Origin of the sequence: Acetivibrio mesophilus, assembly GCF_004102745.1 — a bacterium.
Taxonomy (GTDB): Bacteria; Bacillota; Clostridia; order Acetivibrionales; family Acetivibrionaceae; genus Hungateiclostridium; species Hungateiclostridium mesophilum.
Genome location: NZ_RLII01000019.1, coordinates 38,220 through 60,245 on the forward strand (window position 1 = coordinate 38,220; position 22,026 = coordinate 60,245).

General features: G+C 38.5%; 16 protein-coding genes and 1 tRNA gene. 15 read left to right on the forward strand and 2 right to left on the reverse strand.

Features of this window, described 5'->3' with window-relative positions; all coding sequences use genetic code 11:
• Positions 1-214: 214 nt before the first annotated feature.
• The 12 genes from EFD62_RS12610 to EFD62_RS12665 all read left to right on the forward strand — a co-directional run bounded on the left by EFD62_RS12610 (position 215) and on the right by EFD62_RS12665 (position 15,525).
• On the forward strand, positions 215-1,594 hold the full coding sequence (locus tag EFD62_RS12610) for a beta/alpha barrel domain-containing protein (RefSeq protein ID WP_069196171.1): 1,380 nt from the start codon (positions 215-217) through the stop codon (positions 1,592-1,594).
• A gap of 34 nt (positions 1,595-1,628) precedes the next feature.
• On the forward strand, positions 1,629-3,557 hold the full coding sequence (locus tag EFD62_RS12615) for an aconitate hydratase (protein ID WP_069196172.1): 1,929 nt from the start codon (positions 1,629-1,631) through the stop codon (positions 3,555-3,557).
• Positions 3,558-3,638: 81 nt separating this feature from the next.
• Positions 3,639-4,310: a GntR family transcriptional regulator gene (locus EFD62_RS12620; protein ID WP_128706231.1), complete on the forward strand. Its 672-nt coding sequence runs from the start codon at positions 3,639-3,641 to the stop codon at positions 4,308-4,310.
• A 79-nt stretch (positions 4,311-4,389) separates the two neighbouring features.
• The gene (locus tag EFD62_RS12625) at positions 4,390-5,763 is read left to right on the forward strand and encodes an RsmF rRNA methyltransferase first C-terminal domain-containing protein (RefSeq protein WP_069196174.1); all 1,374 of its coding nucleotides are present in this window, start codon (positions 4,390-4,392) and stop codon (positions 5,761-5,763) included.
• Between the two features lie 43 nt (positions 5,764-5,806).
• Complete coding sequence (locus EFD62_RS12630) at positions 5,807-6,541, forward strand: pseudouridine synthase (RefSeq protein ID WP_069196175.1); 735 nt, start codon at positions 5,807-5,809, stop codon at positions 6,539-6,541.
• A gap of 28 nt (positions 6,542-6,569) precedes the next feature.
• Positions 6,570-7,739, forward strand: a complete 1,170-nt coding sequence (locus EFD62_RS12635; protein ID WP_128706232.1) for a class I SAM-dependent methyltransferase — start codon at positions 6,570-6,572, stop codon at positions 7,737-7,739.
• Positions 7,740-8,153: 414 nt separating this feature from the next.
• Entirely contained in the window at positions 8,154-8,651 is a 498-nt protein-coding gene (locus tag EFD62_RS12640; protein ID WP_069196177.1) for a carbohydrate-binding protein, read from the forward strand.
• 423 nt (positions 8,652-9,074) lie between these two features.
• Entirely contained in the window at positions 9,075-10,709 is a 1,635-nt protein-coding gene (locus EFD62_RS12645; RefSeq protein ID WP_069196178.1) for a response regulator transcription factor, read from the forward strand.
• A gap of 155 nt (positions 10,710-10,864) precedes the next feature.
• Positions 10,865-11,971 (forward strand): peptidylprolyl isomerase, encoded by a 1,107-nt coding sequence (locus tag EFD62_RS12650; protein WP_069196179.1) that lies wholly within the window; start codon positions 10,865-10,867, stop codon positions 11,969-11,971.
• 246 nt (positions 11,972-12,217) lie between these two features.
• On the forward strand, positions 12,218-13,498 hold the full coding sequence (locus EFD62_RS12655) for a glucose-1-phosphate adenylyltransferase (RefSeq protein ID WP_069196180.1): 1,281 nt from the start codon (positions 12,218-12,220) through the stop codon (positions 13,496-13,498).
• Complete coding sequence (gene glgD / locus EFD62_RS12660) at positions 13,495-14,616, forward strand: glucose-1-phosphate adenylyltransferase subunit GlgD (protein ID WP_069196181.1); 1,122 nt, start codon at positions 13,495-13,497, stop codon at positions 14,614-14,616. Before EFD62_RS12655 ends, glgD begins: the two co-directional genes overlap by 4 nt.
• Positions 14,617-14,649: 33 nt before the next feature.
• Positions 14,650-15,525, forward strand: a complete 876-nt coding sequence (locus tag EFD62_RS12665) for a YegS/Rv2252/BmrU family lipid kinase (RefSeq protein ID WP_069196182.1) — start codon at positions 14,650-14,652, stop codon at positions 15,523-15,525.
• Positions 15,526-15,580: 55 nt separating this feature from the next.
• On the opposite strand, the gene EFD62_RS12670 is transcribed toward EFD62_RS12665, so the two are convergent.
• Positions 15,581-16,339, reverse strand: coding sequence for an enoyl-ACP reductase FabI (locus tag EFD62_RS12670; RefSeq protein WP_069196183.1), 759 nt, complete (start codon positions 16,337-16,339; stop codon positions 15,581-15,583).
• A 312-nt stretch (positions 16,340-16,651) separates the two neighbouring features.
• On the opposite strand from EFD62_RS12670, the gene EFD62_RS12675 reads away from it, so the two are divergent.
• The 3 genes from EFD62_RS12675 to EFD62_RS12685 are packed head-to-tail and all read left to right on the forward strand — an operon-like array spanning position 16,652 to position 21,159.
• Positions 16,652-17,368, forward strand: coding sequence for an ABC transporter ATP-binding protein (locus EFD62_RS12675; RefSeq protein ID WP_069196429.1), 717 nt, complete (start codon positions 16,652-16,654; stop codon positions 17,366-17,368).
• Positions 17,355-19,787 (forward strand): COG1361 S-layer family protein, encoded by a 2,433-nt coding sequence (locus tag EFD62_RS12680; protein ID WP_069196184.1) that lies wholly within the window; start codon positions 17,355-17,357, stop codon positions 19,785-19,787. Before EFD62_RS12675 ends, EFD62_RS12680 begins: the two co-directional genes overlap by 14 nt.
• On the forward strand, positions 19,774-21,159 hold the full coding sequence (locus tag EFD62_RS12685) for an ABC transporter permease (protein WP_069196185.1): 1,386 nt from the start codon (positions 19,774-19,776) through the stop codon (positions 21,157-21,159). Before EFD62_RS12680 ends, EFD62_RS12685 begins: the two co-directional genes overlap by 14 nt.
• 184 nt (positions 21,160-21,343) lie before the next feature.
• Here the strand turns inward: EFD62_RS12685 and EFD62_RS12690 are convergent.
• Positions 21,344-21,420 (reverse strand) — tRNA-Val (locus EFD62_RS12690).
• Positions 21,421-22,026 lie beyond the last annotated feature (606 nt).

The following is a 22,026-nucleotide window of genomic DNA, read 5'->3' on the forward strand; positions in this document are numbered from 1 at the left end:
ATTTCGATATTGATTATAAAAAATCCTTCTTAAACACATATTAATTTATTTATATTATATAAAATAGTAGCCTCTACGGGAAATTTTACATTGACATGGATTATGGGATTGTATACAATTATACTAAAATACAAAGGTGCGTAAATACAATATAGTTTACATTAATATGATATACATAGAATTATGTAATCAAGATAGATTAAGGGGGTAAAATATGATCGAGTTTAACAAGAAAACCAATACACTAGAGCAGCTTCAATATAAATATTCGCTCCAGGATGTTTCAGAGCCAAATCTGTATAGGGAAATTTTTAATTATGATGAAATACCGAAGTGTGCATTCAATCATAGAAAGGTACCTATGTTTCCTGCAGACGAGATATGGATAACAGATACCACATTCAGGGATGGACAGCAATCAAGAGAACCTTATACTGTGGACCAGATTCTGCACCTGTTTGATCTCTTACATAAGCTGAGCGGACCTAAGGGTATTATCAGACAGTGTGAGTTTTTCCTTTACAGCGATAGAGATAAGGAAGCCGTTTATAAATGTCAAGAGAGAGGATATGAGTTCCCGGAGGTTACAAGCTGGATAAGGGCAACAAAGAATGATTTCCAATTGGCAAAAGATATGGGAATGAAGGAGAGCGGAATCCTTGTAAGCTGCTCCGACTATCATATATTTAAAAAGCTCAACATGACAAGAAAACAGGCGCTTGAACACTATATGAGCATTATAAAAAGTGCTATAGAGGTAGGAATAAGACCAAGATGTCACTTTGAGGACATTACTAGAGCTGATTTCTATGGCTTTGTTGTGCCTTTTGCTTTAGAGCTCAGAAAGCTTATGGAAGAAAGCAAAGTGCCGATTAAGATTCGTGCCTGTGATACATTAGGATATGGAGTTTCATATCCGGGTGCGGCACTGCCGAGAAGTGTTCCGGGAATAATTTATGGACTCAGGCATCATGCCGGTTTCCCAAGTGAACTCATAGAATGGCATGGGCATAATGACTTCTACAAGGCTGTCAGCAATTCGGCAGCTGCATGGTTGTACGGAGCTTCCAGTGTAAACTGCTCCCTTCTCGGTATTGGCGAGAGGACAGGAAATACACCTCTTGAAGCAATGGTTATTGAGTATGCTCAGCTCAGGGGAACTACGGATGGTATGGATACAACAGTAATAACCGAGATTGCTGAATATTATGAAAAAGAACTGGATTATCAAATACCTTCAAGGACTCCTTTCGTCGGAAGACATTTTAATGTTACACAAGCAGGAATACATGCCGACGGACTTTTAAAGAATGAGGAAATATACAATATATTTGATACCGCAAAGCTTTTAAACAGGCCTGTAGGTGTTGCGATAAACCAGACTTCCGGCCTTGCGGGAATTGCCCATTGGATAAACAGCAACTTTGGGCTTGAAGGTGCAAAAAGAATTGACAAAAAGGATGAAAGAGTAGTAAAAATTAAAGAGTGGGTAGATGAACAATATAAAACCGGACGTGTAACAGCTATAGGTGATAACGAGCTTGAAGAGGTTATAAAAGAAATAGCTCCGGAAATATTTGATCTGGTACTCTAAGATAGTAATATGAAAAAATAAGGGGGAATTGTGAGTGGGATTGAATTTAGCGCAGAAGATAATTAAGGAACATTTGATAAGCGGGGAAATGACCCCCGGCAGTGAAATATCGATAAGAATAGACCAGACTTTGACTCAGGACTCTACCGGAACAATGGCATATCTACAGTTTGAGGCTATGGGAATTCCAAGGGTAAAGACGAAAAAGTCTGTTGCATACATTGATCATAACACATTGCAGGCAGGTTTTGAGAATGCCGATGACCATAAATATATTCAGACAGTTACTTCAAAGCATGGGGTGTATTTTTCAAGACCGGGCAACGGTATATGTCACCAAGTTCAACTAGAGAGATTTGGTGTGCCGGGAATGACCCTTTTAGGATCCGACAGTCATACTCCTACCGGCGGAGGGATTGGAATGCTTGCTATAGGAGCAGGCGGTCTTGATGTAGCAGTGGCAATGGGCGGAGGTCCATACTATATGATGATGCCGAAAGTGTGCAGAGTTGTTTTAAAAGGAGCTTTAAGACCATGGGTTACTGCCAAGGATATAATTCTTGAGGTATTGAGGAACCTTTCGGTAAAAGGTGGAGTGGGCAAGGTTATCGAGTATGCAGGAGATGGCATAAAGAGCCTTACTGTTCCTGAAAGAGCGACGATTACCAATATGGGAGCGGAGCTTGGCGCTACTACTTCAATTTTCCCAAGTGATGAGGTTACAAGGGAATTCCTTAAGGCTCAGGGCAGAGAGAATGACTGGGTTGAGCTAAAACCCGATGAGGATGCTCAATATGACGAAGAGCTTGTTATTGAGCTTGATAAGTTGGAGCCTCTGGCAGCACAGCCCCATAGCCCGGATAATGTTGCAAAGATTCGTGATATAGGAAAGCTAAAGGTTGATCAGGTGGCAATCGGAAGCTGTACCAACTCTTCATATATGGATATGATGAAGGTGGCTGCAATACTAAAAGGAAAGAAAGTTCATCCTAATGTCAGCCTTGTTATTGCACCGGGTTCTAGACAGGTGTTGACAATGCTTGCTCAGAATGGAGCTTTAGCTGATATGGTTGCGGCAGGGGCAAGAATATTGGAAAGTGCTTGCGGACCATGTATAGGAATGGGTCAGGCACCGGCAACCGATGCCATTTCTTTAAGAACCTTCAATAGAAATTTTGAAGGAAGAAGCGGTACAAAGTCTGCCAAAGTTTATTTGGTTAGCCCTGAGACGGCTGCAGCAAGTGCAATAACCGGAGTATTGACCGATCCTTCGGAATTGGGTGAGGCACCGAAAGTCAGCATGCCTGAAAAATTTGTTATTGATGACAGCATGGTTTTGGAGCCTGCACCGGAAGGAGCAGATGTTGAAGTAGTTAGAGGACCTAATATCAAGCCTTTCCCGATAAACAAGGCGTTGGAGGACAAAGTTAATGGTAAAGCTCTCATAAAGGTTGGGGATAATATCACAACTGACCACATTATGCCTTCAAATGCAAAGCTTTTGCCTTTCAGGTCGAATGTGCCGTACCTTGCAGAATTCTGTCTCACACCTTGTGATGCGGATTTCCCGAAGAGAGCAAAGGAAAATGGCGGAGGATTTATAGTCGGAGGTTCAAACTACGGACAAGGTTCAAGCCGTGAACATGCTGCGTTAGCACCCCTTCAATTGGGAATAAAGGGAGTTATTGCAAAGTCTTTTGCAAGAATTCACATGGCAAACCTCATTAATTCAGGAATCATACCTATGACCTTTGAAAATGAGGCTGACTATGATGAAATAGACATGGGTGACGAGCTTGTGATTGAGAATGCAAGGGATCAGATAAAAAATGGCAGCAGCATTGTAGTGAAAAATGTAACTAAGGGAAAAGATATAAAGGTTAATGTTTCACTGTCTGAAAGACAGGTGGAAATGATTCTTGCTGGTGGACTTTTAAACTATACAAGACAGCAAAATCAGTAAGAATGGAGGGAGCACCCCTCGGTTTTGGTGGGTGGCGGGAAAATATGGAGAAGTTGCGCTCTGCAAAGGGGGAGAGCAAAAGTGGCGAAAATTGAACACGATGAAAGTGAAAGCTATTTGCGTTCACTAAGGGCAAAAGTGTTTTATCAGATTCAAAACGATATATTAAACGGAGTTTATCAACCGGGGGATAGTCTTACTGAAAAAAAGCTCTGTGATGAGCTTGGAGTCAGTAGAACTCCTGTAAGAGAAGCAATAAGGCAACTTGAATTGGAAGAACTTGTCCGCTCGATCCCTAATAAGGGTGTGGTTGTAACAGGAATATCTGCTAAGGATATTGAAGAAATATATGTTATAAGGATGATGATTGAAGGGCTTGCTTCAAGATGGGCGGCGGAAAATATAACACCAGAGGAAGCGGAAGAGCTTAAAGAGGCATTGGACTTAGAAGAGTTTTATACAAATAAGAATGATACCGAGCATTTATTGAAGCTTGATTCAAAGTTCCATGACATCCTCTTTAGAGCCAGCAAGAGCAAACCTCTAATTCATATACTGAGCACGTTCCACCACCATGTTCAAAGAGCCAGAAACGCATCCTTCGGGTCACCGGGTAGAGCCAAAAAGGTTTTGGAGGAACATAAGGCAATATACGAAGCAGTAGTTGCTGGAGATGCTGATAGAGCGGAAAAAATGACAAAAGAACATGTAAAAAACGCCAGCATGATGTTTAAGCGCGTATTTAAGGGTTAAAAAAACGGGGTCAGGCTTGATGGGTTCACATTCCAAAGTGTGGATTTGTCAAGCCTGACCTTGTAAAAGGAGTTGTGAAATGAAGCTTCCTGAAGAATTTTTAAGAAAAATGGAAGGACTTTTTGATGCTGATGAATATGAAGAATTCTTAAAATCCTATGATATGCCAAGGTATTATGGGCTTCGGGTCAATACACTAAAGGTAGGAATTGAAGAGTTTAAAAAGATTTCGCCTTTTGAGCTTGAACCCATACCATGGACAAAGGATGGTTTTTATTATCGTGAAGGGGATAATCCAGGAAAGCATCCGTATTATCACGCCGGACTTTATTATATTCAAGAGCCCAGTGCCATGCTTCCGGGAGCCGTTATGAATGCCGAGGGCGGGGATTATGTATTGGACCTTTGTGCTGCTCCCGGGGGAAAAACGGTGCAAATGGCAGCCGGCATGAAGGGAAAAGGCCTTCTTGTAGCTAATGATATAAATGCGGACAGGGTAAAGGCTCTGGTAAAAAACATTGAGCTTTGCGGTATAACCAATGCCATAGTTACCAATGAGAGTCCCGACAAACTGGCGCGCAAGCTCAGTGGATTTTTTGACAGGATACTTGTTGATGCACCGTGCTCCGGAGAAGGAATGTTTAGAAAGGATGAGGATGCAGCAAAGAGCTGGGGCAAATTCAAGTGTGACAAATGCTGTACTATGCAGCGGGAAATTCTTGACAGCGTGGATGAGATGCTAAAGCCCGGAGGATATATAGTCTATTCCACATGTACTTTTTCTCCCGAGGAAAATGAGGGAATGATTTCCGGTTTTCTGGAGAAGCATAAAAACTATGATGTGTTGGAAATACCTAAAGCATATGGCATAGATAATGGCCGCCCCGAATGGTGGGATAACAATAGAGAATTGTTGAAAACTGCCAGGTTGTGGCCTCACAAGGTAAAAGGAGAGGGACACTTTGTTGCCCTTCTTAGGAAAAAAGGTGATAGAACTACCAATGAAATAGGGATTGTAAAAAATAAAGACTCCAATGTGAATAAGCTCATGGAGCCCTTTTATAAGTTTGCTGAAGAAAATCTAAACATAAATATAGATGGCTTTTTCACCGTTAAAGGAAATAATTTATACTGTCTTCCTGTAGAGCCACCTGATCTATCAGGCATAAAGGTGGCAAAATTCGGTTGGTACTTAGGGGAAATATTAAAGGGCAGGTTTGAGCCATCCCACTCCTTTGCCCTTTCGTTGAAAAAGGAAGATATCAAGAAGACGGTAAACCTTGGAGCAGATTCAATTGATGTGTTAAAATATTTAAAGGGTGAAACCCTGATGCTTGAAGGAAACCCGGGATATACAGGAGTTTTGGTTGACGGATATACATTAGGCTGGGCAAAGCAGACCGGGGATATGCTAAAGAATCTGTACCCAAAGGGCTGGAGGAAAATGCAATAACAATGTAATTATAGTCATATATAATATGGAGGTAGGTGGAGCATTGAAAGATACACAGAGGGTGGACAAGATACTATCGAACTTTGGGTTTGGTACCAGAAAGGAAATAAAGCAACTGGTCAAATGCGGAGCGGTAAAAGTTGACGGAATTATAATAAAAGACAGCGGAATGCATGTTGACCCAAAAGAAAGCCTTATAGAAGTAGCCGGAGAAATATTGAAATATCGGCAGTTTATTTATATAATGATGAATAAGCCGCAGGGAGTCGTGTCAGCAACTTATGACAATAGGCTAAAGACGGTAATTGATATCCTGCCGGATGAATACAAATGCTTCAACTTATTTCCGGTAGGAAGATTGGATATTGACACCGAAGGACTTCTTCTTCTGACAAATGACGGGCAGCTGGCCCATGAACTGCTTTCGCCCAAAAAGCATGTACCCAAGAGGTACTATGCTCTCATCGACGGAAATGTTACGACGAAAGATGTAGATGCCTTTAGGGAAGGGGTTGTGTTGGACGACGGTTATAAAACTCTTCCTTCGGAGCTTTTTATACTGAAGTCGGATACTTACTCCGAGGTGGAAATAGTGATTCATGAAGGCAAATTTCACCAGATAAAGAGAATGTTTGAGTCCGTCGGGAAAAAAGTAAAATACTTAAAGAGAATTCAGATGGGGAGACTAAAGCTGGATGAAACCCTCAAACTGGGTGAATCGAGGGAGCTTACCGAAGAGGAGGCTCTACTCATCAAAGAGGTTCAAACAGTAAATTGAGTATTATTTTTACAGGTGGTATGAGCGGATGAATAAGCAAAGTTTAAATAAACTGTCCTTGTTTTTAACCGGTATTGAGCAAAGACTCATTGATAACTGGGAATTTTTCAAAAGCATAACTGTGGTTTATAAGTCTGGAACCAAGGAATTTCCTGCAAAAATCCTGCAGGATGATGCCAAACTAAAGATGAGTTTTAACGGCAATACCGAAACATTGGAATCAAATTGGCTTTCCTTGAGAATTGTGAAAATTGCGCAAAACTACGACAGCCTTGTCATTACTTATGAAGAGAGAGGATCAACAATTATTATCGAGGCGGATGACAAAAACGTTAAGATGAAGACCCGGGATGTAAAGGAACAGAAAGAGGCAATACAGGCTCATAATGAAGTTCCGCAGATTTCAAACCGGGATTATTACATCAAGGTGGGACAGGCCGATGAACTCCTAAAGGAAATCGGAATATTGGGCAGCAACGGCAAAATAAAGAACGACATGATAAGAAAGTACAACCAGATAGATCACTTTGTGGAGCTCATCGATGATATGCTGCGGGAATCTTTCAAAGAGCATGAATCATTGACAATTCTAGACTGCGGATGTGGCAAGTCCTATCTTACCTTTGTCTTGAACTATTATATAAAGGAAGTATTGAAAAAGCCCTGCTATTTTATAGGGTTGGACTACTCAAATACCGTAATTGAAGCATCAAGAAGGATCGCAGAGAATCTCGGCTATCGCAATATGGAGTTTAAAGTGACTGATATTAGAAATTATCAGGCATCGGAAAAGATACATATGGTTATAAGCCTTCATGCCTGCAACACAGCAACCGATGAAGCTATTGCTTTGGCTGTAAACAACAATGTAAAAGCTATGGTCATGGTGCCCTGCTGCCAGCAGGAAATTTTAAAACAGTATTCATATCCGCCTTTTGAGCAGATAATAAAGCATGGTATTCTAAAGGCGAGAATGGCTGACGTTATCACCGATGGCATCAGAGCGCTGATTTTGGAAGCTTTGGGTTATAAAGTTTCCGTTGTGGAATACATATCGCCGATTGAGACGCCGAAAAACCTTATGTTAAGAGCAATTAAGACTCAGCCGTCCGACAGCAGGGCACTGGCAGAATATAAAAAACTAAAGGAAATATTGGGAATTAATCCGACGCTGGAAAAATTGATTTATTTAAAATAAAAATAATGAATTAAACATAAGGGATATACACATATTAATAATTAGAGGCAGCATGTTTTTATGAAGCCTGACAAGACATCAAAGTAATAAAATGAATATTTTATTTGAATTGGTTGACGTGTAAAGCTTTTTTTAATAAAATAAACTTGAAATTGTAAAAATAAATAAAGCTTGGATATCTGCGCATTGTCTGTTATTTTACAGTTCTTTTGAATGCAAAGGGTAATAATTTTAGCAATATAATGCTAAATACTAAAGTTTTTTAGGAAAAAGCCGAATATAAAAGTGTAAGTTGTAATATTGCCATAAAATATAAATAACAAGTTTCATATAATAACGTAGATGAAAGCTACACAGACGATAATTTTAGGGGAAACTTAAAATTACTAAAATCTAATCGAAGAGGTGAATTATATGGCTAGGACAAAGCAGGATTACGCGGATAACGGTGTTGAGATCTCTAAGAGCACCATAGGTGTTGGAGATGAGGTAACTCTCTATTACAAAGGCCTTTTGGTACAAAGCGGAGCAGAAACGGTATTTGCCCATATCGGATACGGTGAGAATTGGGATGACAAGGCGTTTATACCTATGGAGAGAGATGATGACGTCTTCAAAGCTACTATTAAGATCGACCATTCGGATGACTTGAATATAGCATTCAAGGATAGTGGAGACAATTGGGATAACAACTCTTGGGCGAACTATTCTTTCAAGGTTTCCAAAAAAGCTGCAAAGGCTGCAAAGATAGTCAGCAAAGAAGAGAAGACTGAAAAGAAGGCAAGTACCAAGTCAACAAAATCAAGTGAGACAAAGTCTGCAGCGTCAAAGAAAAGTACTGCAACAAAGTCGGCATCGGCAAAAAAGACTGCTGCTTCCGGCAGAACTAAAAAAACTTCAAGTGAAAAATAGTATCAGTCTTGTATAATTAATTGGCAATGCAGATAAAGGATAGCTATGATAATCGATAAAAGGAGGCTAATTTGCCTCTTTTTTTGCTTAAAACACACATTTGATATTAGGATTAATTTGCCCGAATCATTAAACTTATTATTGAAGACAAATTGAGTTAATCCCATTAAATGCCCAAACAAAACATTTGACAAGCAGTTGATATAGTATTAATATTAACTTATGATTGGTTCATATTAGGTATTTAGTCTTATGGTATTATATAAATTGCCGCAAATATCTGAATTGATAATGTAGTGATTTATAATTGCATTTCTTATAAATGGGTGTTTTCGTTTTTTTGTAAAAGTATTTAAAACTTTTTGACATATAATTGTTGATATGCTGCTTTAAGCTATGGTTTTAATAAAGGAGGATTTGATTTTGTTTGGCGTTATGATTGTCGACGATGATCCTAAAATCCGAGAATGGTTTGAGATTGAAATAGAATGGGGAAAGCTGGGGTTTGATCTCATCTGCTCAGCTAAGGATGGAATTGATGCGTTGAATAAGTTAAATCAGTATAATAAGCTTGATCTTATAATTTCTGATATAGATATACCCAAGATGGATGGTATAGAATTGCTCAATTCTATAAAAGAATATAATCTTTCTTCCATGATTGTTCTATTAAGTGACGCGGATAATGTGGCTCATGTTAAGCAAGGTATTCTTTTGGGAGCATATGATTACATATTAAAGCCAATAGATAAGGATAAAGTGATTGATGTGCTGAAAAAGGCGCATGACTCTCTTATGAATAAAAGAATAGAGGAAGAAAAAAACAGAAATCTAAAAGAAAGGCTGGAAATTAACCTTTCCCTCTCTAGAGAGAAAATTTTACAGGATTTGTTAAGGGGTAAGGAATTTCCTTTTCAAGAGCTTGATTATATTCAAAATGAGTACAATATCAGTCTTCAAAAAGGTATGGTACAGGTCGGCATTATAGAAATCGGAAACTTTGATGCCGATTCCAGAGAATTGATAAAAAGCGGAAGATTCGATAACTTGATCAAGGAAGTCGGAAAAATAATTTCGGATGTCTTAGAAGAATTTCCTGAGTTAAGATGCAATATGGTGGAAATGGACATAGGCTTAATAAGTGTTATCCTCCAGTCGGTGTCTGCAAAGGAATTGGAAGACTTTGAGGAAATGACTGCGGACTTTTTTGAGAGAGTATTGAAGGAAATAAAGCAGGATGCCAATATGCGTGCAACCATCGGTATTGGCGGTGCATCTTTGAGCCTTAGTGATATAAGCCTAAGTTATATGGGGGCAAAGGCAGCTCTTCGCCATAAGTACATTTTGGGTGGAAACAGAGTCATTCATATAAAGACTGACTATAACGAAAAGCAAAACCTCTTATACCCTGCGGAGAGGGAAAAGATGCTCGTAGAGTATATAATGGCCGGAGATGACAGTGCATTAAAACTTGCAGAGAATATATTTGACGATATTGCAATTGGGACGGGGGATAATCTCAAAAGAATAGCTTTCGCTGCCAATCAGTTGGTTATTAATATATCCAACTTTATTGATATGCAGTATGATTTTATTAACAAGTTGTGTGATTTTAGCAAATTTAATAATGTTGATTTTTCCGGATTTTCATCCAAAGATGAAATAAAGGAATTATTTATGACTTTTGTGACAAAACTTTTGAGCGTAGTCCAAGAGTATAAGCCTGCCCAGAGCAACAGTTTGATAAAGAAAGCTTGTGAGTACGTTTTAAGCCATATTGAGCAGGAAATAACTCTTATGACAATAGCCGATTATTTAAGCATAAGCAAAAACTATTTCTGCTCTCTGTTTAAACAGGAGACGGGATACAACTTTTTGGAATATGTTACCAAGGTAAAAATGGAGTGGGCGAAAAAGCTTCTAAGAGAAGGAAATTATAAGACCTATGAGGTAAGTGAAATGCTAGGTTATAGAGAAGCAAGCTATTTTAGCAGACTATTTAGAAAGTATACGAAGTTGAGTCCTGCAGAGTACAAGAAAAGTTTTGATGACCAATAAATTAATATTACCTAACGAAAGGTTATAGTCACACCAAAAACTGGGTACTGGAAATTTGTCTTGTGAACCATGCCAATTTACTATATAATTTATACAGAAGCTTAAGAATAAATTCTATTATACGGCATGAGATTATATTCTGGGAAGGTTTGGTGATGATGGGGAATAATACGAGTGTAAGCAAAAAGCCTATCGTTAGAACGCACATCATCCTGCTATTAGCGGGTATACTTGTGCTATCTGCTGCGTTAACAGTTTTAGTTGCATATCATACTGGTTTAATATATGGGGACTTTTCGAAACTTGCTACGGTAAACGGTGAACCCGTCTATGTCAGAGAGTATAAAATGAAGCTTAAGAGCAATACCACACAAGTGATTGATTATTTTAATCAAAATTATGGATCTGAATCTAAGCAGAACTTCTGGACCAACAGCTACAACGGTGAAGTACCGGTAGAGTTGGCAAGAGAGAAGGCACTGAATGATATTATAGAAGTAAAGGTTCAACAAATACTTGCAAAAGAAAATGGAATTATTGAGAGTACTGATTATAGAGATTTCCTGAAGGATTTAGAGGATGAAAACCGACAGAGAAAGGATGCGCTTAAAAACAATAAGATAGTATACGGACCGGATAACTATGGAGAGTTTGAATATTTCAAATACTCTTTTGACAATATGGTTTTAAAACTTAAAGAGAAGCTAAAGGAAAAAGAACTGGCAATACCGGAAGACAGGCTTGAGGGTATGTATAGCTTGCTGAAGGAGACAAGGTTTAGGCTTCCGGACAATATAAAGATTCAGACAATAACCATCAGTTTTGCGGATGATAAAGGGATTATTAGTGATGGTCTGAAGAATAAAGCAAGGATTAGAATTGAGGAGGCAAAAAAGAGGATTGACAGCGGAGAGCCTTTTGAAAAAGTTGCATCCGAGTATAATGCAAAAGGTAGTGTGGTTGAGCTTACCTTTACAAAGGAAAAACAGATGGCAAAGGATGTTGCATACCCCGAACTTCTTACAGAAGCAGTGGAATTGGAGCCGGGCCAGGTTAGTGAGGTAATTGAGAGAGGGACTGATTTTGCTCTGATACTGTGTAAAGAGAAGAAAAGTACGGGTTATCTATCATACAAAGATGCCAAGAAAGAGCTTTTAGATGAGTTGGTTGAGAAGGATTATGAAGAGTATATAGATAGACTTGTTGAGGAAGCTAATGTTGAGATAAATGAAAAATTGTATAAACGCATGAACGTAAGATGACAATTGACAATTCTATATGGGGCTAACATTGATTTGGAAGATGTTAGTCCCTTATAAATTAATTAATGAGAATATTTTTAAAATAATTATGTATATTTTAAAGGATTACCAGTTGCGATATAGAATATATTACAGTGATTAACGTCTATATTGCACTTCCATATCATTAAACAAATTTAATATTTTTGACGAAAAAGCAATAAGGACTAATAAAATATACTTTAAACAATCGAGGTGGGGGATTTAATGCATAACAAGGAGATTATTGCTTTGCTGCTTGCTGGCGGTCAGGGCAGTAGATTGGGTGTACTTACAAAGAATATTGCAAAGCCTGCTGTACTGTATGGAGGAAAGTATAGAATAATCGATTTCTCTCTTAGCAACTGTGTTAATTCGGATATTGATACGGTGGGGGTGCTAACCCAATATCAGCCCCTTGAGCTCAACGCACATATAGGAATCGGAAAACCATGGGATATGGACAGGATAAATGGAGGGGTTACAATACTATCACCTTATCTCAAGGCAGAAATAGGCGAATGGTATAAGGGAACGGCAAATGCAGTTTTTCAGAACATCCATTATGTTGATAAGTATTCTCCGAAGTATGTAGTAATTCTTTCGGGTGACCATATCTATAAGATGAACTATTCTCAAATGCTAGATTTCCATAAAGCGAATAATGCTGATGCAACCATATCGGTAATAAATGTTCCATGGGAAGAGGCAAATAGATACGGAATAATGAATACCCAAGATAATGGGAAAATATATGAGTTTGAAGAAAAGCCGCAGAATCCAAAGAGCAATCTTGCTTCTATGGGAGTATATATATTTACATGGGAAGTTTTGAAAGAATACCTTATAAGAGATGACCAGAACTTGGAGTCAGCTCACGATTTTGGAAAGAATATCATACCATTGATGCTGGGAGAAGGCAGAAACATGTGGGCATACAAATTCAGCGGATATTGGAGGGATGTAGGTACCATACAGGCCTACTGGGAGTCAAATATGGACCTTATAAGCAGGGTGCCGGACTTCAACCTTTTTGATCCCGCATGGAAGATATATACTCCAAATCCGGTAAAACCGGCTCACTATATAGGCCCCACCGGGAGTGTAAAAAAGTCCATTGTTGCTGAAGGCTGCATGATATATGGTAGTGTAAAGAATTCTGTTTTATTTCCGGGTGTTTATGTTGGCGAAGGAACGGAGATTGTCGATTCTATAATCATGACCGACAGTGTCATTGGTTCGAATTCGTTAATAGATAAATGTATTATCGGAGAAGGTGCAAGGATTGGGAATAATGTAAAGATGGGAATCGGTGAAAATATACCCAATGAACTGAAACCGAATTTATACGACTCAGGAATAACGGTGGTTGGCGAAAAGGCTACTGTACCTGATGGATGCCAGATAGGCAAGAATGTTATGATAGATTCATATATAACCGATCAAGAATTTCCCTCACTGAATGTCGAGTCCGGAAAAAGTGCTTTAAAGGGAGGAGAGAGCGAATGAAAAGTACAATGGGTATAATACTTACCGGCGGAAAAAACGACAGGCTTAGAGAATTGTCAGAGATGCGTTCAACCACCGCCGTGCCTATAGGAGGAAAGTACAGGGTTATAGACTTTGTATTATCGAATATGGTTAACTCGGGCATAACGAATATTGGTGTACTCACCCAATATAGCTTCCGATCCCTTATGGACCATTTAGGCTCAGGAAAAGAGTGGGATTTGGATAGAAGAAATGAAGGGCTATTTGTATTTCCTCCGTACCTCGCGGGAGAACATTCGGGATGGTATCAGGGAAGTGCCGATGCCATGTACCATAATATCACCTTTTTAAAGCGCAGCTACGAGGAGTATGTTGTTGTTGCCCAGGGAAATTGTGTATACAAAATGCTTTTTGATGAAATGCTGGATTACCATATAAGCAATAATGCCGACATTACAATTGCCTACAGGGATATGAGAGATTTCCCTGAAGAAGAGATTTCTTACATGGGTATAATGAAAATGGATGATAGCGGAAGGGTAGTTGACTTTAAGGAGAAGCATAAAAATCCCCAATCAACTATTTGTTCAATGGGCATATATATATTAAAGAGGGAGCTTTTAATCGCTCTTTTGGAAGAGTGTATTTCCCACGGAAAATACGACTTTGTAAAAGATGTTATTATAAACAAGCTTAATTCCCTCAACATTTACGGATATAGATTTGACGGCTACTGGAGGAATTTAAACACTATAAATGCTTATTACAGGATTAATATGGAAATGTTGAATCCGGAAATAAGACATCAGCTATTTGAAGAGCATGGAAAGGTGTATACAAAGGTGAAGGATGAACCTCCTGCTAAGTATAACGAGGAAGCGGAGGTTAAGAATTCTATAATAGCCGATGGATGTATTATAGAAGGAACCGTTATAAACTCCGTCTTGTTCCGTGGAGTTACAATAAAAAGAAACGTTGTGGTAAAAGACTGTATAATAATGCAGGACTCAATAATTGAAGAAGGTGTAGATATTGAGAGCCTAATTATAGACAAGAATGTGTACTTGTCAAGGGGAATAAAATTAAAGGGGATGGCTAATTTCCCGATAACAATAGGAAAGAATGCTGTAATATAACGGCTTTTGAAAGATAAAAGAAGGTAGGGTATTATGGATAAAGCATTATTGGTCTATAATCCTTTTTCAGGCGATAGAGGAATAATTCAAAAACTGGATTTTATCATACAGAGATTTCAGCAGGAAGGTATTCTGCTTCAGCCTTACAGAATTATGGAGGGGTGCGAGAAAAATATTACCAGCTTAATGACAGATGGTTCTTTCAAGTTTGTAATATCCTCGGGAGGGGACGGCACACTGAACTTTATCTGCAATATTTTAATGGAGAACAACCTATCCATACCTATGGGAATTATTCCTGCGGGAACCTGTAATGACTTTGCTTCAATACTGAATATCCCGACATCGATTGAAGAGTGTGTGGATATCATTCTAAGAGGCAGGACAGTGGATGTGGATGTGGGAGTTGTAGATAAGAGGACTTATTTCTTGAGCTCTTGCGCAGGAGGTGTCTTTGTGGATGTATCCTTTAGTACCGATAGCGAGCTTAAGAAGAACTTGGGTGCTTTTGCTTATTATCTAAAGGCGCTGAGTGAAATGGCAAATATGAAGCCCTTTAAGGTGACTATTGAAACCGATAAGGAAGTTTTTGAAGACGATATTCTTCTTTTCTTTATTCTAAATGGAAACCAGGCAGGGGGCTTTCACAACCTTATGGATGCAGTTTATGACGATGGACTTATGGATATTGTCATTATTAAAGACTGCAGGAAAATAGAGCTTGCCGGTATTTTCTATAAAGTTATCAGCAATGAGTTGCCAAGTGACAAGAATGTGGTTACCATAAGGACAGACCGCTGTACTATAAAGAGCTCAAAGGAGATAATACTTAGTATTGACGGAGAAAAAGGACCAGCTCTTCCTGTAGAGGTAAGATTTGTAAATAAGGCATTAAAGGTGTTTGCATAAATAATAAAATAAAAGCTCAGCGACAAATAAGTCTCTGAGCTTTTAATATTATATATTAGATACCCATAATGTTATAGCCACTGTCCACATGAATTACTTCACCGGTTACTCCGCTGGAAAGGTCGCTTAAAAGATACAGGGCTGTTTTTCCAAGGTCCTCCTGGGTGATATTTCTCTTAAGAGGTGCTTTCTGAGGAACGGTATCCAGAATATCACCAAAATTCTTGACACCCTTGGCAGAGAGTGTTTTTACAGGGCCAGCTGAAATTGCATTAACTTTAATATTGGCTTCACCAAGGTCTGAAGCAAGATACTTTACACTTGTTTCAAGGGCGGCCTTTGCCACACCCATTACATTATATCCCCTGAATACCTTTTCAGAACCCATGTATGTCAAAGTCACGATGCTTCCGCCTTCTGTCATGAGGTCCTTTGCTCCGCGGCTCACAGCTACCAGGGAGTATGCACTGATGTCCAAAGCATGGGCAAATCCGTCTCTGGAGGTGTAGACAAAGTCATTTTGAAGGTCTTCTGTCTTTGCGTGAGCTATGGAATGCACTACTCCATGGAGTACACCGTATTTTTCTTTAATAGCGGCAAACAGATTATCTATTTCCTCGTCGGAGGCTATATCGCACTGAAATATGGAATCGGCGCCAAGCTGTTCTGCTCCGGCCTTTTCTCTTTCACCTTGGTATGTAATTATTATGTTTGCACCTTCCTCCTGAGCAGCCTTTACAATACCCCAAGCAATACTCCACTTATTTCTTACTCCCATAACCAATATGTTTTTATTACTAAGTAAGCTTCCCATCCAATACACAACTCCTTTGCAAGATTTATTATCCGTTATATTAATAGTACATTGTCAGAAGAAAATGGACCTTTAATCCCATATTACTTTATCAAAATTTACACCTCATGTAAAGAGTGCTGGAAATATGTGTTTTTACTTTATAAAAAATTTATAAATATTAATAAAAGTTTATATTACTTTAATATATATTTAATTGACTTTAAAACTTGAATAATTTACAATTATTATTAGTATCTTTAACTAATGAAAAAACATGTATGATGCTGTTGCATGAAGGGGGCGAGGAATATCTCGGTTGAAAAGAGCAATATGGAACCAATAATAAGCATTACAAATCTGAGTAAAATTTACAGAGTTGGCTCAGAAAAGGTAGTCGCTCTTCAAGATGTTAATATGAACATTAATAAGGGTGAGTTTTGTTGCTTTTTGGGCACTTCCGGATCAGGAAAATCGACACTTTTGAATGTGCTTGCCGGGCTCGAAAAGCCAACTAGAGGAAATATAAGGATTAAGAATGTAAGTATCGAAAAGCTTAATGAAAAAAAGCTTGCAGCATTTCGTCAGGATAATGTGGGGTTTATATTTCAAGCATATAATCTTGTCAATTATTTAAATGCAGTTGAAAACGTCAGCCTTCCTCTTATGTTCAAAGGTGTATCAAAAAAGGAAAGAACAAAAAGAGCCGTCGATTTATTGAAAGCAGTAGGGCTTTCCAAGCATCTGAGGCACAAGCCTACCCAGATGAGCGGAGGGCAACAGCAGAGAGTTGGTATAGCAAGAGCCTTTATTACAAATCCCGAAATCATATTTGCTGATGAGCCTACAGGTAATCTCGATTCAAAGACATCCTTGGAAGTTCTGGATCTTATGGCGGGTCTTGCGAAGAAAAACAGGCAAACTTTGATTATGGTTACCCATGACCTTAATATTGCCAAAAGGGCTGATAGAATAGTTTACATTCTTGATGGAAGAATTGAAAAAATTGAAGAAAAACAATATACGGGGGTTTCATATGAACAGAATTAAGATTATAAACATCTTGGCACTTTTTGTGCTTCTAATTAATCTGGTAGGTGTTAATATCGCATCTGCCGGCGCAAATGATATTATTATTATGGGGTCAAGTCAATCAAAAAATAGTGTTTCAAACGGCGATGCGTTTGAACTTGATGTTTACTATAAAAACGCTTCAGGTGAGACACTGGAAAATGTGTATGTTTCTGTAGATAAGAGCTCTGCTTTCTATATTGATTATAGCTATCCTCAAGCCAACGAGCTGGGAACTTTGAGCAGTGGCCAAGAGGGAACTACAAAATTTAAGCTAGTCTATAAAGGAACAGGGAACGAACTTACTTTGACATTTGATTATGAAAAGGGAGGCAGTCCGGATCAATTTTCTCAGACGCTGTATCTTAGTGTTAAGAAAGAAAAAGAACCAACATCCGGCGGTTCACAAACCAACACATCCGAATATAAGCCGAGCTTTAGAATTGTGGGGAAGATAAATAGCAAGCAGGAAGGAAAGAATCTTTCAGTTGAATTTCCTATTAAAAATATATCCAATTTTAGCGCTAAAGATATTCAAATAACAATGGCGGCAGACTCGGCCGATTCACCCTTTACAGCATCAACGGGGCATCTTTCAATAGCTATTGATGAGATTAAGCCCGATACAGAAAAAAAGATTAACCTTGATTTGGTTGTCAAACCGAATACTAAAAGCGGTACATATCCATTAAAGCTAGAGTTGAGATACGGCAATTCATATGGTGATATATTCTCCTCATCGGAAGTCATATATGTTGATATTGAAAACAACGATAAAAGCCCAAGTCTTATTTTAAAGGGTATAGAAATGCTTCCAAAGAGGCCGGCACCAGGAGATAAATTCAGTGCATCCATTGAACTTGAAAATCTCGGGACTCTTGATGCAAAAGATGTAAAAGTAACTTTGAAAGGATTCAGTAATGACGGAATTTATTCTGAGCTGACAGGTGTCAGTTATCTGAAAACCCTTCAGGGAGGCAAAACTGGCAAGCTGAATTTTAACCTTATCGTATCCGACAAGATAAATGTCCGCAGCTTTCCGATTGATATAGCTGTTGACTATAAAGATGAGTTTGGCAATTCATATAACGAAAGCTTCACATATTATGTGCCCATACAAGAAAAAAGCGAAGGGAAAGTTTCGTTAAAAATTGATAATATAAGTGCTCCATCAGGAGTTGTTGCACCGGATAAGGATTTTAAGGTTGCCTTTGATGTTGTAAATAACGGCACAAAAGAGCTTTCTAACGCAAAGGTGTGGATAACCGTTGAAAATGGACTCATCTGCAAATCTCAAAGTATTGTTATGGTTGATTCCTTAAAGGCGGGAGAGAAGAAAAGCTTCGATTTTGTCTTTGCTGCATTAACCGATGCGACTACGAAAAACTATCCTATTGCGATAAACGTGGAATACGATGATGAAGGAGCTTTAGGAGAAGCAAAAGGAAAGCAGACCATTACACAGTACGTAGGAGTGTATGTTGAAAATACCAAAGAAGAAGAGAAAGAAACTACTTCCACACCAAGAATTATAATTGACCGGTATAGCATATCCTCAGGAAACGCAGTAGCTGGAAAGAGCTTTGAAATTGAGCTTAGCATATTAAATACCCATAGGAACATAGATGTGGGAAATGTTGGGATTTCCTTCCTGGCAGATGAAGGGGTATTCCTGCCGGCAGCAGAAAGCGGTAGCACTATTTTCGTTGATGAAATAAAGGCAGGAGCTAGAGTAGTTAAAAAGTTGACCTTTGTTACCAAATACGATGCTGCGCCAAAAAGTTATTTGTTAAATATAAATTTCGAGTACGAAGACGATAAGAAAAAGGCATATACCTTGAAAGAAAGCATCAGTATACCTGTTATGCAGGAGCAGAGGCTTGAAATAAGTGAAATTCAGACCGGAATGGAGGCATTTATCGGACAGACGGTTCCTGTAACTTTGAATTTCTATAATATGGGTAAGTCTACCCTCAGCAATCTCATGGTTAAGTGTAAGGGAGACTTTGACATACAGCCCGGTTCAGATTATTTTGTAGGCAATTTTGAGCCCGGAAGAAGCGATTATTATGAAGCGTATATTATCCCTAATAAGGAAGGACAAATAAAGGGAAGTGTTGTTTTCACCTTTGAAGACAATAAGGGCGAGGTCAATGAGATCGAGAAGGAGTTTGAGATTTTTGTTCAGGGAGGACCGGGTATGGTGATAGAAGACCCCATGATGATCGACCCTAACATGATGGGCGGAATGATGGATAATAGTCAAGGCGGCTTCCCGACACGTATAATATTTATTATTGGGGCTATTTCACTGGTGGCAATAATAGGTGTTGTTGTTCTCATAGTAGTTCTTAGAAAGAGAAAGAAAGCGAGAGCTGATTTGTATGAAAATTTCTGACGTATTAGGAATGTCGCTTAAGAATCTGCTGAGAAGAAAGACCAGAACCCTGTTGACACTCATCGGTGTATTGATAGGAACTACATCCATTGCCGTAATGATGTCGATAGGAGTGGGGATGGACAGAACCTTTGAAAATCAGCTCAGCAGGATGGGAAGCTTACATACCATAACAGTCAATAGTTATTATTTCCCGGAGAATGGCGGGTTTGCGGAGCAAAAGAACCTTGACGATAAAGTAATCAAGGAGTTTGAGCAGATTGAAGGGGTCGAAGCCGTTATGCCGCAATTGAGGGCATTTCTTAAGTTTGCATCGGGAAGGTACGTAGCCCATGTAGACCTTATTGGAATCGATTCATCCAAAATGGAGGCTTTTGACTTTGAAATATCCGAGGGAAGGCTGCTAAATGGAGATGACAAAGGAGCAATTGTCTTTGGAAGCCAGGTTCCTTACTTCTTTTATAATCCTAGGGCTGTGGGAAATAGTGGAATGATTATGTTTGGAGATAATGGAGAACCGCCACCTGTAAATGTGCTGGAGGATAAACTTATTATGACCTTCGATATGTCCTATGGCGAAAGCTATGCAAATCAGCCGGGCAATGTCAGAAGAAAGACATATAAGGCGCAGGGAGTAGGAATACTTAAAGAAAGCGGGGAATATAGCTATTCGGCCTTTATCAATATAGATTACCTGAAAAAGCTTATGCAGGATAACGAGAGAGAGGAAAAAAGAATAGCTGCATCTCAAGGAGGAAGTGAAGGCAGTATTGTCTATTATAACACGTCTTATAGCAGGGGAGGGTCATCTTCACGGAATACGTCCTATGAGACAGTATTGGTAAAGGTTACCGATGTAAATAAGGTTGAAGAGGTACAAAATAAGATAAAGGAAATGGGATTTGGCGCATACAGTCTTGCCGATGCAAGAAATGAAATGAAAAAGACGTTGGCTGTAGTTCAGGCTATTTTAGGGGCTATAGGTGCAATTTCTCTGCTTGTTGCTTCGTTAGGTATAACCAACACAATGTATATGTCCATATATGAAAGAACCAGGGAAATCGGAATATTTAAGGTTTTGGGCTGCTATCTTAAAGATATTAGAGGAATGTTTCTAATCGAGGCGGCTCTAATAGGCTTTTTTGGAGGGGCTATTGGAATAGGAGTCAGCTATACGATTTCCGCTATTATTAATACTATTGCCGTACGGGTTATGATGGATATGGGAGAGGGTGCGTCAATATCGGTGATACCTTTATGGTTGGCATTAGCAGCAGTAGCAGTAGCAGTGCTTGTGGGTCTTATTGCAGGATATTTCCCATCCAAAAGGGCTATGAAGCTTAGTGCATTAGAGGCGATAAAGAATGAATAAGGCACTTTTGCCAACTATTTAAAAAGCATTAAGGTGAGAGCAAAGCGAACTATGCTCTCACCTTTTACGTGTGGATTAACCGAATAGTCTTATGTTTGTTTTGCAATTCTTCTCAATCGACATTTTATAAGAAAGATAAAAAAAGAAGTGCTGTTTAAGTCAAAAGACAGCACTTCCTTTTTATTGGTGGGCGATAATGGACTCGAACCATCGACCCCCACGATGTCAACGTGGTACTCTAACCAGCTGAGCTAATCGCCCAAATACACAACAATAATTTTACAGCCTAAGAGTTGTTGTGTCAAGAGAAATTAATAAAATAGTGGAGGGTATAAATACCAATTATATAAATCCCGTAATATACCGATATGTATATTGCAGATAGAAACACAAATATATCTTGTCTATATGGAAAATCCGTCCTTGTAGAAGGCTCTTAACGCAAAAATTCTTCGTTAAGAGCCTTTTTTTATGTTGTTGCAGCAGATAAAAGCGTTATAAAATTTATTGCAAACCAATTTGATTAATAATGTAATGTTGATATTTATTTTTTATTATAGGATAAGTTTACAATAAAGGTAGATAAAATATTGACTGTATACATAAAAACTTGAAAAAAATATAAATTTGGTATTGAATTTTTTGACACGATAGTATAAAATTTAACATGATTATTTTCCAATTAGTAATCTAAGGATTTAAAGATAGTTGTCTGTTAATTTTTTTGCTTACTCAATTTAGTATATGGATTTAGATATATTAGTGCTTTAATGTATGAAAACAATGAGGTATAGGGATTTATACTGCCAAAGTATCAATCTTATGTACCTATTTATATACATAATAACTCATTTTTTCTAATTTACA

What these genes read in the sequence shown, in the direction of transcription:
- EFD62_RS12610 (WP_069196171.1), top strand. Translation starts at nt 215, where the DNA reads ATGATCGAGTTTAACAAGAAAACCAATACACTAGAGCAGCTTCAATAT.
- EFD62_RS12625 (WP_069196174.1), top strand. Translation starts at nt 4,390, where the DNA reads ATGAAGCTTCCTGAAGAATTTTTAAGAAAAATGGAAGGACTTTTTGAT.
- EFD62_RS12635 (WP_128706232.1), top strand. Translation starts at nt 6,570, where the DNA reads ATGAATAAGCAAAGTTTAAATAAACTGTCCTTGTTTTTAACCGGTATT.
- EFD62_RS12640 (WP_069196177.1), top strand. Translation starts at nt 8,154, where the DNA reads ATGGCTAGGACAAAGCAGGATTACGCGGATAACGGTGTTGAGATCTCT.
- EFD62_RS12650 (WP_069196179.1), top strand. Translation starts at nt 10,865, where the DNA reads ATGATGGGGAATAATACGAGTGTAAGCAAAAAGCCTATCGTTAGAACG.
- EFD62_RS12655 (WP_069196180.1), top strand. Translation starts at nt 12,218, where the DNA reads ATGCATAACAAGGAGATTATTGCTTTGCTGCTTGCTGGCGGTCAGGGC.
- glgD (WP_069196181.1), top strand. Translation starts at nt 13,495, where the DNA reads ATGAAAAGTACAATGGGTATAATACTTACCGGCGGAAAAAACGACAGG.
- EFD62_RS12665 (WP_069196182.1), top strand. Translation starts at nt 14,650, where the DNA reads ATGGATAAAGCATTATTGGTCTATAATCCTTTTTCAGGCGATAGAGGA.
- EFD62_RS12670 (WP_069196183.1), bottom strand. Translation starts at nt 16,339, where the DNA reads ATGGGAAGCTTACTTAGTAATAAAAACATATTGGTTATGGGAGTAAGA.
- EFD62_RS12675 (WP_069196429.1), top strand. Translation starts at nt 16,652, where the DNA reads ATGGAACCAATAATAAGCATTACAAATCTGAGTAAAATTTACAGAGTT.
- EFD62_RS12680 (WP_069196184.1), top strand. Translation starts at nt 17,355, where the DNA reads ATGAACAGAATTAAGATTATAAACATCTTGGCACTTTTTGTGCTTCTA.
- EFD62_RS12685 (WP_069196185.1), top strand. Translation starts at nt 19,774, where the DNA reads ATGAAAATTTCTGACGTATTAGGAATGTCGCTTAAGAATCTGCTGAGA.